Raw genomic sequence first — 14,205 nt, 5'->3', positions numbered from 1 at the left:
ACATCCTATTACATACTGACGGATTCATAGATGTCGCATAGGGCCGTCTTGATCGATATAATAGACCTCGACCAAGACCCATTTTTTGTTCTTAAAGCGGTAATGGTATTCATAATCCGCTTCGCGAAAGGGGTTTTGTTCGTCGAAGTATTTGGTGACGATTACCGTGATGTCCTCATCGAACCGGAGGTTCACCACTTTTTCATAGCGGGCGTCATGGTTCGAAATCGTTCCCCAGGTGACCCCTTGATAATCGTTTTTCGCCCCGCAATACTTGCGTATCAATTTGCGGTACCGTTTTTCGATCAGGTGGTCTTTCTTGCCCTGGTGTTTCGCATCACTTGCTAGGGCGAACTCATTATACGCTTTGTAATCGGCAATGAACTCCATGGTGATATCGGCCGGCGTGCGGTCGATAAAGTCCTGCCCATTGATTTCTTGGGCTTGGAACAAACCGAATAACAGGACGGAATAAAGGAGCAGAAGGGGTCGACACATAACGGATTCGATTTAGTCCAACTAAAGATAGTGAAACTGAACGTCTAGTGCCTGTAGGGCTATTGACGTAATTCTCAGTGATTCAGTGTAAGGACCAATCCGAAATACAACAACCGCAACTGATAGGGATTGAACGTTCTTTCGGTATAATCCACATTATACTGATCAACCCGCTGGTTGGCCCTGTTAAAGATGTTGTTGATCGAGGCGAATAGCACCCACTCCAATTTTTCCGTATTGATGTATTTGCTGACACCCAAATCTACCCTTGAGTACGGGTTGTATCGCTCATTCAGAAATTCGGCAGCGAAATTGGGTTCATAAAAACCGGTCGGCACATCGAAGGAACCGCCGGTAATCGGAGTATAGCGCCGGCCCGGTCTGGCCAACCAGTTCAGTGAGAAAGTTGCCCATTTCGGGGGGGTGAACTGTATGGATGATTTGATGAAATACCCATAATCACGTAGACCAGGAAAGGAAGTTTCACCAATATTCGAGTTTTGATCCAATAGGGTATAGGCCATCGATACATCGAGCCAGTTATTGATCCGTTTTTGGGCCGATAGCTCAAAGCCGAAGGTACTTAAGTTGTCTGAAAATAGAAATTGGTTGACCGTTTGAAGTCCTTTTTCACTTTTGAAAAATAAGGCTGCCGTGATATTCATCCCCTTTGTTGAAAGGGAATAGTCAAGGGCCAATTGTTCACTGGTCAACAAATTGAATTGCGGAACGAAAAAGGATGGGGTAGTATAACTATGGTATTTACCCCCACTAAGAAGCAAATCGCTATCGGCATTCAATTTATAGCGTAGCCCCATTTGATAGCTCAGGTAGCTGGATTGATCCGCCATAGGAAGGTTGGCCCTCAAACCAGCTGAGACCAACAACCGGTCAGAAGCGGTCCAACTGGTAAACGAGCTAAGTTCCAAAAGCTGATTGGAACCATCGAAACTTGTATCGAATGTGGGGGAATCGGGGGCATTCGCATAAAAGAACTCGGGAACCTGATCATCGAAGCTGCTTGAGAACGTATCCCATGAAATGGTGGCTTGGTGTACCACGTTACTTCCGATCTTGGTTTTGTGGTTCAACGATAGGAAGCGCTGGTCGGTTTCTTGTTGGGATATGGTATTGCCGAAGAAGAATTCTTGGGATTCGGTGTTTATCCCAAAATTCAAATTAAAATAACCCGAGGCAGTAGCATAATTCAGGTTGTTGATCGTGAAGACCCTGGTCTTTGCCGATTCAAATTCCCCTTGATAAGTGAACTGGGTGCGATTGCCCGAAAAATCCTCATCAATGCCATAGCTAAAACTATTGAATGACCATTGCTTGTTGATTTGGAACCGTGCGTTGACGCCCAGATCCAGGGTCTGGAAATCGTTGAGGTCCGGGAGTTTTCCTTCCTGGATTCCCAAAAAAGCCCCACTGAATTGATAATTGCCATAAACCTGGACGAACGTCTTGTTCTCTTTGAGACGCTGCGCGATAAAAAAACCCGTACTGGCCAAAGAGGCCGATAATTTGACCTGATCTTGGCCGAGTTCCCTGACGGTCTGGATTTCGACCAGGCCTGCGCTCGTATTGCCAAAGGTCAAAGGCGGATTACTGGCATATACGTATTGTTTATCGATCAACTCCGTGTTGAAAAGACTGAAAAACCCTTGGTTGTTCAACTGGCTCGCCCGCACTGGATTGTATACCGGCACATTATTGAAAACCACCCGTGAACGATCTGGATCACTACCCCTAAGGGAAGGATTTACGGTTTCATCATCGATGGTCGAAGCGGGTAAAATCGTAATTGCCTTTAGCGGGTCACCTTGGGCTACCGGATTGAGATAGATGTCTAATTTTTCCAGTTTTTTCACCGAGAATTTATCGGAAATGGGGTCCGGTCCATATAAAACCACTTCATCAAGGGACTGCGAACTGGGTTTCAGCGTAATCACATTGGTGCGATCAAGGGACAGTGCTTCGACAGGGATTGTTTTGGTGCGGAATCCCAAATAAGAGATGACCAAGGTGTCTGTGTTCTTGGCTAGGTTTAAGACAAAGAAGCCTTCGAAATCAGTGACCGTGCCTTGTTCGGGAGTCGATTTAACGTAGACATTCGCTGCAAAAATTGGCAGTTTGCCATCGGTTACTTGCCCAGACACCTTGACTTGTGCGTTGAGCAGACCGTGAACGAGACATAAGGAAAGAAGCAGCCTGCGCATGGATCTCAATCCAACAGTTTAATGGCCAATTTGCCCAATCCATAGTTGTCAGGGTATAATGCGATCCCTTCCTTACAGTATGTACGGGCCCTATCACGCTGGTCTGTTTTCATATAGTGCTTGACCAACAGTTCATAGGCTTCTTGTTTCCCCCAAGAGGGCGTGTAAGGGTTTTTGTTCAACTGATCAGGTAGCGAAATGGCTTTCAACAAGTAGCCTTCGGCCTGTTCACCGCCACCATATTTTTCGGGAGTGTAAAAGTCATTACTTGCCAAGACGAAATATGCCCTGATGTTTTTAGGTTCCAACGAAAGGGATCGCTTGCCGTTTTTTTTGATGGCACTTGAGATGAACATGGCCCGAAACCCTTTGAACTGAATACTGAAACTCTGGGTTAGCGCTAAAAGGGCGTAGTCTTCGGTATTTTTGTTTTTGATTCCGTCCATAAGGTCAACGGCTTCATCGATTTCCTTTTCGGCTGTTTCCTCTTGGTTTTGGGTCATGTGAAAAATGGAAAGGTAATAGCGCAAATAGGACTGCCAATAGGTGATCAACTGGTTGGGGGTGCGCGAAGCCATGTCATCCAACTCTTTTTTAAGCTCCTGAAGGGCAGTTGGCTTTTTATTGATGTTCGCTTGTACAAAGGCTTCGAAAATTTTTGTTTCGATGCCGTCGAGAAGCACGTTGCCTTGTATTTCCTCTAGTTGGATCGCGGTTTCTTTGACCGTGCTGTTCGCACAATTCAAAGATAGTATGGATACACAGGTACAAAGTAAAAACGCCTTTTTCATGATGATATAAATTAGTTTATATTATAAACAAGATGGATAAAAAATTTATTCGATATAGCCTTTCAAGATTTTAACATAGGCCTCAAAAGCCTTAAGTCCAATCGAAGTGATGGTTACCTTGGTATGTTGGTAATTGTTCAAAAACCCCTTTTCGATTTTGACGTAACCGCTTGCTTCCAATTTTTTCAGTTGCACACTGATATTGCCACTGGTCGCTTTGGTCATGTCCTTGATTTCATTAAAGCTGGCACTGCTGTTGCCGACCAAATAGGAGATGATGGCAAGACGCAGTGGAGCGTGAAGGATCGGGTTGAGCAATTTGAACTTATTGTGATTCATACTGTTTGTTAGGCGCTTCCTAACGGACTTTTCATACGTTCGCGATGTTTGGCTTTATTATACATAAACAGTCCTGGCACCATCACCGCCAACAAAGAGGCGCCAGACATCACCAAGGGCTGGTAGAGCCAAGATACTTGAAAACAACACAACGCCGCTATATTGATGAGGATGCTTGAGATAATGAGTACGGTAGTTTTCAGTGCAATACCGGAAATTAAAATACCCGTCGCCAACAAAATCAATATGATGGGACTGAGATTTTCGCCCAATACTGGAGCAAAAAAGAAACCCAAAACCATTTTGTTGATTGCCAGAAAGAGCCAAGTCTTTGAGATGATCGAACTGATCTGGTTGCGGTTTCGGTACCTGTTTTTATTCCAATAATAGCCGAAAGTAAACAACAGGCCCAACGGTATGGCCAAGTAAGGATACCAGCTTATGGCGTACTCTTCCCAATAGAGTAAAAGGAATTGGGTAAAGGCGATCAAGGAGACGAACAATCCCCAAAACATATAAATAACCCCGTTCTCCTCAAACCGTGTTTTCGCTTCTTCAATGACCGCGCCGATCAATTGGATACTTTGTTCCGGACTCATTTTAAGGTCGCTCATGCGTTCCTGTTTTGTGCTAAAGATAAACTAGTTTAAATTATAAACCAAATTAAATTCGAAATACACCTGATGATTCGATCTCCGGTTATGGAGTAGGGTAGTAGCTTAACAGCCTTACGTACATTATAGGTTGGATGATTCCCTCAAAGGCACAAAACTCCATCATTCAACACGCTCTGATGCCCATTTTATGACCGCATTGCTTTTAACTTACGCTTTAATCGGAAGGCGATAAGTGTCGGAATCAAAGCGATCAATAAGCCGATCAACAAGCCTTGTATGGTGAATCGTAACGTCTGGTTGGTATCGATGTCGTGTCTATGGTTCCAGATTTCGACGATCTTTCCTTCTTCGTTGAATCGAAATACATTGATGATCGGTACCGTACCCCCTCCAAACACCAATTTGCCAAAAAGGGTGGATGGGATATAGGTAGCCTCCCATCGGGTCGCCACCAGATCCCCTTCCGCGATTTGATAGTTGATTTTTGAATCCCAAGTGCCGTTCTCCCAAAAACGATCGGCAACAATTTTTTGTTCGATGGCAGGTTCGGTCATGTTTTTACGATCCCCGATATCGTGCACCACATAGCTTTCGGCCACATAATCGGCATAGGCTTCGGTATTGTTGGTGAACCAAAGGTCTTGGTAAAACTTACGGGCGATTTCCTTATTGGTTTCGGTCTTGTCGACGGGCGCAATGCTGTCTTGTTGTGCTTGGGCCTCAATGGTGCACAGTACGGCAGCGATTGGCAATAGGATGGTGTTTTTCATCATTTAGGTTTTAGGTTGTCGTTTTGGTTTCAACTTTTGGAGGCAGGTACACGCAAGTCATGAACTTGTCGTTCGTGTTCCATGGTACCTCCATTCTGTTTTCGATTTGCATGATGCCGGGGGCATCCGGGGGAAGGCAATAGGTCCGCTCCCAATGAGAGCGGCGGTCAGCTAAAGATACGCGATTTTCGAAGGAAATGGGTTTCTTCCAGTATTAGGTATCCACCATCGGAGTACCACCTTGGATTTCGGTGGCCCCTATAATTACTAGTTTCCAATCAGTGCTTAAGCTCATATCGTCGCATGGGCATGGCATCGATTTTTCCAAAGAGCGCTTCTCGGGTCAACATTTCCGTTGTTCGCATTTTGATTTGGCCGTCCAATCCGATAAGTAGCACTTCGAAAGGGTTCTTTTCATCAAAAAAGGCGCTTACTTTTTTGGAGACGGAACCACCATAAGATGTTTTGGATTTACCGTTGCCTTTGACAGTAAATCGATCCCCCACGATTTGGTAGACCACCAATTTCCGTTCTTCAAAACCGGATTGGTCATTTTGGAATACCTCCAGCTGTTTTTGGAAGGTAGTCGATTCGATATGGGTTGTTTTGATCAAAAGGATCCGGTCGTTCCAACGATGGGAAGCCAAGTCTTGGGCATTTGCGGCTATTGTGCATAATCCAATATAAAAAAGCATTATACAGCGAAACCGTATCTTTGGTTGGGCACTCCTCTTGGTCGATATCACTGTATCATTGTTTTCGTTGGGCCGCTTCAATCAATCCGCCATTCTCATAGATGTTCAAGGTCTCCACCCTTCCATCCGTTCCAACGAATTCGTAGACCACGTTCTCATAGTTGAAATAGAAGCGGTTTTCCGATTCAGGGAACAAGAGGGTATTCCAACCAGGTTCCCCGTCGTGCACATCGGTCGCCCGAAGGAACTTGGCTTCTTTTTCGATGGTCACCAGGCGGTCTGGTAGTTCGTAAGTACCTACATAGCGGTCTAAGGTAGCATCGGGCAATTCGATTTCGGCCAAATGTTGGTGGTCGTAGCTGACGACCCTGGCAAGTTTCCAAGCGCCTTCCACCTCCTTCCAAATAGCGGTCATACGACCCGAACCTACCACTTTCTCCGTACCATCATTGATTTGCAAGTAGAAAATATGGTCACAGAATTCCAACGCCCCGTAATTGTCCATAGGAAAAACACGCAGGGTTCCAGGGGTCAGTTCACGTCGCAAAGGCTGTCGTGAACGCTGTTCTTCCCCACAAAAGATGGCCATATCCTTCATTTCAGCTTCTTTCGACGGGGTAAACCCCGCTTTATCATGAAAGAATTCGAAGTCCTCATCCAAAAAGTCGGCGTAGGCTTCCAAATCGCAGTCTTTTTGGGCTGTGGAGAACATCAGACTGTCTACTTTAGCAATGGCCATGAACAAAGGATCGTCAGGTGCTACTCCGAGTTGGGTTGTCCCGCCTTTTGGAGGCGTCTCAAAAAAAGTTTCGTTTTCTTTGGATCGGTGTTCGCAGGAAATCCCGAACAAAAGGATGGAGCTTAGGAATAGGAATCGGTTTTTCATGATGTATTTCATGGATCGCGTCTGTTTTTATTCGTCGGAGGGCTGCTTTTTGCAATAAGGTTTTGTCACTTTCCATTTCAATGTAATCATTTTTTAGCGAGCGTTGTTTAGGGTATCCGTATGGGCTTACCGGAACCTATGCTGATTTTCCCATGCCTGGATTCCTTTTACGATCGTGATATCAGGCCTTCATATGCCCTAAAGGTCATCCTTGTTTTTCGAACCAGACGTTCCGGGCGCGACCATTCGAAATACGAAGTCCTGAAATCGATCCTTCGGAATCGCGTATTACTTTCATGGTCATGTAGGAGAGCATTTCAAGCACGTCTTCATCGATCAAAAAGACCGGAAAATCACCATGACGTGCATGATGACATAGCAATTTACCATCCTGGAATAGGATGTCAAAGGTGCTTTCCAATTCCGGACTATGGAAACGGCCCGCAAATTGCTTTAAATCGACTCCGGATAAATCGACGGATACCTCTGGTTCCTCATAAATCCTTGATGAGGCAGGGGTTTGGGGCGAGCTGGTTTCAGCGCCGGGATTTGGATCTAAAAGTAGCTGGGCGATGTCACGGCTTAGCTTACCACTCCCTGAAGAAGAAAAATTGGTGAGGATCACGATACTGAGTGCGGCATCCGGAAAGGTGACCGCCATAGCACGGAACCCGCCTATCGAACCGCCATGTCGGATTCGAGGATGCCCCAAATAGTCATCAACGAAAATCCCAAAGGCATAAGTGTTGTTACTTCCATCATTCAAAGGATCGACGGTTTTCAAGCGTTCAAAGGCCGATTCCCATCCTGCTTTGGGGGCACTGAAGTTCCGCATCCATTTCAACAAATCGGCTGTTGTCGAATGCATATTGCCCGAACCCACATAACCCCAATATTCGACGGCCCTGAAAAAACCATCACGGGTATCGTAATAGGAGGTGGCATTGTTCGGCACAACCCGATCATAGCGATCTTCGACATAGCTATGGTCCATCCCCAAGGGTGCGAAAATTTCGTTTGCCATCCATTCCGGGAATTTCTTTTTGGTAATCCGTTCGACGATCTCGGCCATCAGCATATACCCGGTATTGCAATAGAGGTATTCATCACCCGGTACGAAATTCAATTCTCGTTGTCGGAGCATAAAGCGATATAAATCGGCATTGGTCCGTGAGTCATCGTCACGCCAACCGGCCAAACTGAGTAGGGCATGTAAACTACGTAAGCCGCTGGTATGGTGAAGCATCTGTCGGATGGTGATAGGGTAACCGAAATCGGGGAGATCGGTAAGGTAGGTCCGGATGTCTTCATCGATGGATAAAAGCCCACGTTCTTCAAGGACCACCATAGCCATGGCCGTAAACTGTTTGGAGACCGAGGCGATATTGAATTGGGTCTCCGGGTGATTGGGTACTTGGTATTCCAAACTGGCCAATCCAAAGGCTTTGGAATAGGTCGTTTCATCACCTTGCATAATTGCAATGGATCCACCTGGATGGTCGGCTACGGTCCAATCCACAAAAAGGCTGTCGATTTTCTGCGTTAGTGATGCTTCGAGCTGCCCCCAGGCGACTACGGTTCCGAAAAAAAGGCCTATGAAAAGCGGTGTGGTATATCTCATGATGCTATGTTGTGACTGATCTTAAAGGTAGCCAACTTTCAATAACCTCGGATGAGGTCTGAGGTTTCTTAATTGGACATACTTCATGAAAGGGTTGAATGTCAAGACTTAATTCCCCAAGGAATCCAAGACCGTATTTCCTTTCTTGTTAGAACATTTAGACCATTCGACTCATTCTGGTTTTGCAACCCCGAAATCATGAGATCGATGTACCATTCGTTTCCATGTGGCGATCTGCCCGCAATGCCAAAGCGTGTGTTTGACGTTCCAATCGATGGCCTCGAACTTCGTTTTGGCCACAGGATGTGGCACTTTGGTGGGCCGTACAGCTTCCCACAGCGTTGCATCGGAAAGGGATTGGATGAGTTCCAATGATTTGCCCTGCATCAACTCCAGATCGGCCGTAAGTGCTTTGGGGTCGGTTTTTCCGACCATGGCCTTGGGCGATGTGCCATACCCGGTCAAGCTGGTGTACCATTTCAAGTCCATTGTCTCCAGCAATTCCGGAACATGCCCGACGGTAGTCATCATGGTGTGGTAGTAGATACTGATAACCTGGTGCCCAACTTGCCAACTTAAATTGGAAGCGATACCATCAGCAAGGATATCCCACTTTTCGTAAGGAACGTTTTCCATTAATCGATTGGTCCAAATAAAAGCATCCTTGGTTTGCTTACTCAAGATTTCAATAGCGGTCATAGGGTCTGGTTTTAAAGCCCGTTCATTCCGGGGTATCGTAATACGATTGTATGGCGTCAAGAAGTTGTTTGGTCTGGGTCTTGAATTCCAACAAGAAAAAGACATGGGCCATGGCATAAGACTTGCGGGCATTCAAATGGTTGACAAGAACGAGTTCCTGAACGTCATCGTTCAATATCTTTTCACTGGTCGCTAGTAATTTGGCGCGATTGGCATCGGTCATAACGAAATTGGGTTTGTATTGACGTTCATAAGTTTTGAACATCATTTCCCAGCTGCCCCGCTGGTCGTGCAGGGCGGTTTCCAATACCTTTTTGGTATAGATCTGATCGGTATACAACATGTTGTTGTTGCCGATGATGCGCTCGATACGTTCCAGTTCGAGGTAATAATTGATCAGTTGATCTTTGAAATCCTCGTTTTTCAAAAGCGCGATATTGCCTGTTGATACCAGTTCCTTATAGGCTGGATTCGGATTCAAGAAAGTTCTGCGGCTGGTGGTGTTGCCCAAGGCCTTGGCCAAGGTCGAATCCGCTTTCAATCGATTGCCCGAGACGAAGGAAGCCAAGGCAAGATTACAGTTTTTGACCACCTCCGATTCGAAATCCATCTGTACGGTAATGGCGTTGAGTTGGCGGGTCAGGTCACGTTCGATATTGCGTAAATACTGGGCTTCCCGATTGGCGTCTATGCGCTGGTTGTTCCAAGTATTGATCTGCAGTGCGACGAGGATTCCGATGACGACAAGAACGATTTCACCAATGGCATACAGCAAATATTTATGGAGTTGATTCCCGGAAACTAAGCTGGCGCGGATTTTTCGAAAGAATGCGATCATCTTCGGCGTTTGGGTTCGTCCCTTGCTGGGAATTTATTTTGGGGAGCTGGGTTTGAAATAGCCATAAATCAATACAAAAGCCAAAAGGCCCCAAATCGCCCTAACGACCCAGATATTGAGTTCAAAGAATAAAATGCGATCGGTTGGGGAGTCGTCGGTGAAGAGGCTCCAAACCACTTGTATGGCAAAAAACACCCCCAAACCTAAATTGAATTTTCTCATCGTTCTTGGTTATAGGGATTAAAATAAGGGTTTAGTCCTAATCCATCAACTTTTTCAACCTCAAAGCTTTGAAAACACCCGGGCCCAACTATCCTTCGAACTCCTTCGGATATACCACCCTTCCTTGAACCAAGGCTAACCCCTGGTCGACCAATTCGATCGCCATACAGTTTTCCTTGGGTACTTCAAAAGGCAATTCGATCCCGAATTCGTGGGCGGGTCGGTAACCGAATTTTGGATAATAGGCGGCATGCCCCAAAAGCACAACAGACCGATGCCCCATGGCCTTGGCCCGTTGGTGGGCTTCCATAATCAAGCACCCTCCGATACCTTGCCCTTGATATCGGGGCAATACCGAGACCGGAGCCAACGCCAAAGAGTCGAAGCGTTGGTGGTTATGCTCAATGTGTATCCGGGTCAATAGAATATGCCCCACCAGGGCATCATCCTTTTCGGCCACAAGTGACAATTCGGGAATAAATGCTTGGGAATTCCGCAAACGCTCGACCAGGAACTGTTCGCGATGATCACTGAATTCCGCTTCGGCAAAAGCCGTCTGGATCAGTTTGAATACGGTTTCATGATCATTTTGGTGTTCTTGTCGAATGATGATTTTCATCATGGTTTTATCGGATTACACCTTGAAAGTACTCATATCGCAGATGAAATTGAATCAATTGTTCTTCAAAATCGAATCGGCCAATCGGGGTGAAATCCTGCCGATCAATCGGAGCAATTTGGTTTTCCCGATATTAATTTCATAATGGTCTTTACGGAAAGCCCTGATAAACTCCTCAACAAGTTGAGCAGGGGTCAATTTTCCCTTGCCACGCCCTTTGGTCATGTCGGTATCCACCAATGGGGGAATGATTTCGAAAACCTTTAAATCCGTATCCTCGAATTGATATCTTAGGGATTTTGAGAAAATATGGATACCCGCTTTGGTTCCACAATAAACAGGAGCCGATTTTTTGGGTGAAAACGCCAGGCCTGAACTTACATTGACCACAGCTGGGTTCTTATGTTGCAATAAAAGCGGAATCAATTTGAACACCAACTCGATGGGTGCGGTGAAATTGACTTGTATTTCATTTTTGATACCGGTGATCACTTCAGGCTTTTCGCCGAATTTGGAACCATAGAAATTCACCTGGATGCCCGCGTTATTGATGAGTATGTTCGTTTCGGCATGTTGTTCGGTTATGGTGTTGACCAAGGCATCGACCGAACCTGGGTCACTTAAATCACAGGCGATCGTAGCAATTCCCTCATATTTTGCAGCAAGTGTATCCAAAGCCGACCGGTTTCGGGCTACGGCAATGATTTTGTTATCCAATTGATGGAACCGTTCTAGAAGGCTAAGTCCTATACCCCGGGTTGCCCCAGTGATTACTATGGTATTGCCTTTAACATTCATGTGGTAACGTTTTTGAAATCTTCATTGATAAAATGTGCCGATACCCTTAGGATTTACAGGCAGCGCATTCATGATGTTCATTAAGATAGGCGATCGATTCCTCGCAGAGTTTCTTTAGAACCGGTATCGAAATATCGTCTAACTTTTTGATGTAGATACAGGCCTTTCCCATTTTGAACTTGCCCAACTCCTTTAGTAAGGCATCACTTTTATCTGTCTTTGAATAGACGTACAGGGAAAACTGGGCTTTTCTCGGTGAAAACCCCAACAGCGGTGCATCGCCCTCATGGCCACTGGCATAGCGGTAGTGGTAACTGCCAAAGCCGATGATGGTCGGTCCCCACATTTTGGGTTCGAAACCCGACCATTCGCTGATCAAATCGATCAATCGGTGGGCATCTTTCTTTTTTTGTTCTTGATCGACGAAGCCGTCAATAAAGGCGTAGACGTCTGCTTCGGTCTCGGTGGTCTTGTTTTTGGCCATGGGTGTTGTATTTAAAGGCGATCACTGTGAAAATGCATGGGGTCGGTGCGGTCAAACTTCCCAAATCCATTGGATACCATTTATGTTATCCAAATCCAGTGCCATCTAAAAGTACAAAAATAGGGGTAAAGGTCCGGTAGCAGGGTGGTCCTACAATTGCTTTAAAAACAACATCAGCTTTTCACGGGCCTGCTGTTTGGCCTTGAAATCCCCTTCCGCGGTACCTCCGACTTTATAGGAAAAGGTTTCCCCCTCAAGTTCCATGCTGCGATCGGCAAAATGGGAGGGGTCGTCCGGATTTCCGGATATCATATGGCCAGCATTCCCATATTGATGGTTTTGAAAGTCATGGGCAAAACCTTGGGTCTCTAATCGTTGCCCAATCATGTTGGCCATTTTGGTCGATGGCCATACCTGGTCGTCCTTTCCTGAGAAAAGTAAAATAGGGCCTTGAATGCGTTCCACCGGAATTGCGGCTTGTGCTACGGCCGCTGAATCCGCAAGTCCCTTGTTCCAATAGGCCAACAAATCGATATTCGAAGTAGCGTTTCCTATCGGTTTGTCCATTGCGATAAAGGGGATGGCCTTGCCTTGATACGTCCAACTGGCTTTGATCTCGTCTGAATTGTAAGGAAGTACCGTATTCGACCAAGAAACCGCACTGGGGGCGTAGCCGACTACCCCATGGATTTGGCCAGGAAAAGTTGCGCCTAAAACCAAGGCCAATTCGGCATTCCTTGAGGCACCCATGACAACGATTTTATCTGGATCCACTTCAGGTCTGGCAGAAAGCCAACGTAGTGCTTCTTCAAAATACTCCAATTCGATTTCTTCAGGTAATCGGGGTAGCTTTCCTCCACCGGCATACGGAAGCGAAAGGGCGGCCATATCGTTTTTAGCAAAATAATGGGACCAATAATCGCCCCATTGTCCGCCGCCGATCAGTATCACGGCGGTATTGTGGGTACTGTTCTTTTTGACGAAAAACTGGGCTTGTAGGCCCTTTTCGTCGACTGAAATCGGTTTGATACCGTCGAATAACAGGGCATCGGCGATGACGTATGCGACGACCAAAACCGCAAGTATGGCGATGGTAAGCCCAAATTTTTTCATATGGGTAGTGGATTTGGTTCAAAAGCCTGGCACACTTTATGGATCACCCGGGCATTCCTATTTTAAAGATACGTGAAGTTAAGGCACAACCTATGTTTTCAGTTGGGTTTCATCCTAAAACGTTCGAATTGGTCAATTCAAGTCCGTAACCAACTTGTTCCAGAGACTGGCTTTGAACTTTCTCGAAAAGTAACCGGTATGCCCGATCTTATCGACCCCCAAGGTCTCGGGCCGCACTTCTTGCACCTCGATTTCCGCTTTGGTATAATAGCCCAACAATTTGTTACTCGTTACCGTATTGGCCAAGGGGTCGTCTTCTACTTGAATGGCGGTGATCGGGGTATCGATTTCATCAAAGTACAAGGGGTGAAGTTCTTTTCCGAAATCCACTTCGAAATAATTCGGGTCCGTGCACCATTTACGCCATTGCAGGGCTACATTTTTCGGCAAGTTTTCGCCCTGCCTGATCTTCATGGCGTTGACATAGCCGAATACCCGGGTGTGCAAGGGTATCAAGAAATACCAAAAAAAGGCGGGCAACCATTTGTAGGGGCTGCTCATATCCTTCCAATAGCCCGTAGAGGAAGCGATCAACACCAGTTGGTCGATGTCGCGGTGGTTGTCCATCAAGCCGATCATTTGACCGCCCATACTATGGGCGATGATGATCTTTTTCTGTTCAGGATACCGGGCTTTGGCCCAATCCAACACCCCGGCCATATCGAGTTTGCCCCAATCGCTGATCTTGGCCTGAAACCCCTTGAGGTTTTTCGGCCCCGATGCTGCAATGCCCCGGTAATCGAAGGTCAATGCGGTATATCCTTGTTCGGCCAGATGCTGGGCGAAATTCCCGTAGAGTTTTTGCGGAATGCCCGTACCGGAATGGATCTGTACGAAGCCCCGGCTTTTTTTGTCAGGTGTGAACAACCGCCCCGAAAGCGCATAGCCATCGCGGGCGGGAATCGTTACGTCTTGGATCTTCATGGCAACGAACGG

The 14,205-nt window shown here is 46.3% G+C and carries 17 protein-coding genes; all 17 read right to left on the bottom strand.

What is annotated here, in order from left to right; translation table 11 throughout:
- Window positions 1-24: 24 nt before the first annotated feature.
- The 17 genes from ABV409_RS09660 to ABV409_RS09580 all read right to left on the bottom strand — a co-directional run bounded on the left by ABV409_RS09660 (window position 25) and on the right by ABV409_RS09580 (window position 14,193).
- Complete coding sequence (locus ABV409_RS09660; protein WP_353877379.1) at window positions 25-498, bottom strand: hypothetical protein; 474 nt, start codon at window positions 496-498, stop codon at window positions 25-27.
- A gap of 74 nt (window positions 499-572) precedes the next feature.
- On the bottom strand, window positions 573-2,717 hold the full coding sequence (locus ABV409_RS09655) for a TonB-dependent receptor (protein ID WP_353877378.1): 2,145 nt from the start codon (window positions 2,715-2,717) through the stop codon (window positions 573-575).
- A gap of 5 nt (window positions 2,718-2,722) precedes the next feature.
- The gene (locus ABV409_RS09650; RefSeq protein ID WP_353877377.1) at window positions 2,723-3,508 is read right to left on the bottom strand and encodes a tetratricopeptide repeat protein; all 786 of its coding nucleotides are present in this window, start codon (window positions 3,506-3,508) and stop codon (window positions 2,723-2,725) included.
- Between the two features lie 45 nt (window positions 3,509-3,553).
- Window positions 3,554-3,847: a winged helix-turn-helix domain-containing protein gene (locus ABV409_RS09645; protein WP_353877376.1), complete on the bottom strand. Its 294-nt coding sequence runs from the start codon at window positions 3,845-3,847 to the stop codon at window positions 3,554-3,556.
- Window positions 3,848-3,855: 8 nt separating this feature from the next.
- A complete protein-coding gene (locus ABV409_RS09640) occupies window positions 3,856-4,461 on the bottom strand; it encodes a hypothetical protein (protein ID WP_353877375.1) in 606 nt (201 codons plus the stop codon).
- A 188-nt stretch (window positions 4,462-4,649) separates the two neighbouring features.
- Entirely contained in the window at window positions 4,650-5,234 is a 585-nt protein-coding gene (locus ABV409_RS09635) for a nuclear transport factor 2 family protein (RefSeq protein WP_353877374.1), read from the bottom strand.
- Between the two features lie 278 nt (window positions 5,235-5,512).
- Window positions 5,513-5,881 (bottom strand): DUF4174 domain-containing protein, encoded by a 369-nt coding sequence (locus tag ABV409_RS09630; protein ID WP_353877373.1) that lies wholly within the window; start codon window positions 5,879-5,881, stop codon window positions 5,513-5,515.
- A 103-nt stretch (window positions 5,882-5,984) separates the two neighbouring features.
- Entirely contained in the window at window positions 5,985-6,827 is an 843-nt protein-coding gene (locus ABV409_RS09625) for a nuclear transport factor 2 family protein (RefSeq protein ID WP_353877372.1), read from the bottom strand.
- Window positions 6,828-7,020: 193 nt separating this feature from the next.
- Entirely contained in the window at window positions 7,021-8,436 is a 1,416-nt protein-coding gene (locus ABV409_RS09620) for a serine hydrolase domain-containing protein (protein WP_353877371.1), read from the bottom strand.
- Between the two features lie 171 nt (window positions 8,437-8,607).
- Entirely contained in the window at window positions 8,608-9,135 is a 528-nt protein-coding gene (locus tag ABV409_RS09615) for a DinB family protein (protein ID WP_353877370.1), read from the bottom strand.
- Window positions 9,136-9,157: 22 nt separating this feature from the next.
- On the bottom strand, window positions 9,158-9,973 hold the full coding sequence (locus ABV409_RS09610; protein ID WP_353877369.1) for a DUF6090 family protein: 816 nt from the start codon (window positions 9,971-9,973) through the stop codon (window positions 9,158-9,160).
- A gap of 33 nt (window positions 9,974-10,006) precedes the next feature.
- A complete protein-coding gene (locus ABV409_RS09605; RefSeq protein ID WP_353877368.1) occupies window positions 10,007-10,195 on the bottom strand; it encodes a hypothetical protein in 189 nt (62 codons plus the stop codon).
- A gap of 88 nt (window positions 10,196-10,283) precedes the next feature.
- On the bottom strand, window positions 10,284-10,814 hold the full coding sequence (locus ABV409_RS09600) for a GNAT family N-acetyltransferase (protein WP_353878163.1): 531 nt from the start codon (window positions 10,812-10,814) through the stop codon (window positions 10,284-10,286).
- A gap of 54 nt (window positions 10,815-10,868) precedes the next feature.
- Window positions 10,869-11,612 carry an SDR family oxidoreductase gene (locus ABV409_RS09595; protein WP_353877367.1) on the bottom strand — a complete coding sequence of 248 codons (744 nt, stop codon included), beginning with the start codon at window positions 11,610-11,612 and terminating at the stop codon, window positions 10,869-10,871.
- A 46-nt stretch (window positions 11,613-11,658) separates the two neighbouring features.
- Window positions 11,659-12,096 (bottom strand): DUF1801 domain-containing protein, encoded by a 438-nt coding sequence (locus ABV409_RS09590; RefSeq protein ID WP_353877366.1) that lies wholly within the window; start codon window positions 12,094-12,096, stop codon window positions 11,659-11,661.
- A 150-nt stretch (window positions 12,097-12,246) separates the two neighbouring features.
- Window positions 12,247-13,209, bottom strand: coding sequence for an acyl-CoA thioester hydrolase/BAAT C-terminal domain-containing protein (locus ABV409_RS09585; RefSeq protein ID WP_353877365.1), 963 nt, complete (start codon window positions 13,207-13,209; stop codon window positions 12,247-12,249).
- Between the two features lie 132 nt (window positions 13,210-13,341).
- Entirely contained in the window at window positions 13,342-14,193 is an 852-nt protein-coding gene (locus ABV409_RS09580; protein WP_353877364.1) for an alpha/beta hydrolase family protein, read from the bottom strand.
- Window positions 14,194-14,205 lie beyond the last annotated feature (12 nt).

It is taken from the genome of Flagellimonas algarum, from assembly GCF_040513375.1.
GTDB lineage: Bacteria > Bacteroidota > Bacteroidia > Flavobacteriales > Flavobacteriaceae > Flagellimonas_B > Flagellimonas_B algarum.
Note: the sequence above shows the minus strand (reverse complement) of the source record. Positions and strands in the feature narration are given on the sequence as shown.

Bases quoted from the DNA above. Each gene is read 5' to 3' on its own strand.
- ABV409_RS09660 (WP_353877379.1), bottom strand. From the start codon at position 498: ATGTGTCGACCCCTTCTGCTCCTTTATTCCGTCCTGTTATTCGGTTTG.
- ABV409_RS09655 (WP_353877378.1), bottom strand. From the start codon at position 2,717: ATGCGCAGGCTGCTTCTTTCCTTATGTCTCGTTCACGGTCTGCTCAAC.
- ABV409_RS09650 (WP_353877377.1), bottom strand. From the start codon at position 3,508: ATGAAAAAGGCGTTTTTACTTTGTACCTGTGTATCCATACTATCTTTG.
- ABV409_RS09645 (WP_353877376.1), bottom strand. From the start codon at position 3,847: ATGAATCACAATAAGTTCAAATTGCTCAACCCGATCCTTCACGCTCCA.
- ABV409_RS09640 (WP_353877375.1), bottom strand. From the start codon at position 4,461: ATGAGCGACCTTAAAATGAGTCCGGAACAAAGTATCCAATTGATCGGC.
- ABV409_RS09635 (WP_353877374.1), bottom strand. From the start codon at position 5,234: ATGAAAAACACCATCCTATTGCCAATCGCTGCCGTACTGTGCACCATT.
- ABV409_RS09625 (WP_353877372.1), bottom strand. From the start codon at position 6,827: ATGAAATACATCATGAAAAACCGATTCCTATTCCTAAGCTCCATCCTT.
- ABV409_RS09620 (WP_353877371.1), bottom strand. From the start codon at position 8,436: ATGAGATATACCACACCGCTTTTCATAGGCCTTTTTTTCGGAACCGTA.
- ABV409_RS09615 (WP_353877370.1), bottom strand. From the start codon at position 9,135: ATGACCGCTATTGAAATCTTGAGTAAGCAAACCAAGGATGCTTTTATT.
- ABV409_RS09610 (WP_353877369.1), bottom strand. From the start codon at position 9,973: ATGATCGCATTCTTTCGAAAAATCCGCGCCAGCTTAGTTTCCGGGAAT.
- ABV409_RS09605 (WP_353877368.1), bottom strand. From the start codon at position 10,195: ATGAGAAAATTCAATTTAGGTTTGGGGGTGTTTTTTGCCATACAAGTG.
- ABV409_RS09600 (WP_353878163.1), bottom strand. From the start codon at position 10,814: ATGAAAATCATCATTCGACAAGAACACCAAAATGATCATGAAACCGTA.
- ABV409_RS09595 (WP_353877367.1), bottom strand. From the start codon at position 11,612: ATGAATGTTAAAGGCAATACCATAGTAATCACTGGGGCAACCCGGGGT.
- ABV409_RS09590 (WP_353877366.1), bottom strand. From the start codon at position 12,096: ATGGCCAAAAACAAGACCACCGAGACCGAAGCAGACGTCTACGCCTTT.
- ABV409_RS09585 (WP_353877365.1), bottom strand. From the start codon at position 13,209: ATGAAAAAATTTGGGCTTACCATCGCCATACTTGCGGTTTTGGTCGTC.
- ABV409_RS09580 (WP_353877364.1), bottom strand. From the start codon at position 14,193: ATGAAGATCCAAGACGTAACGATTCCCGCCCGCGATGGCTATGCGCTT.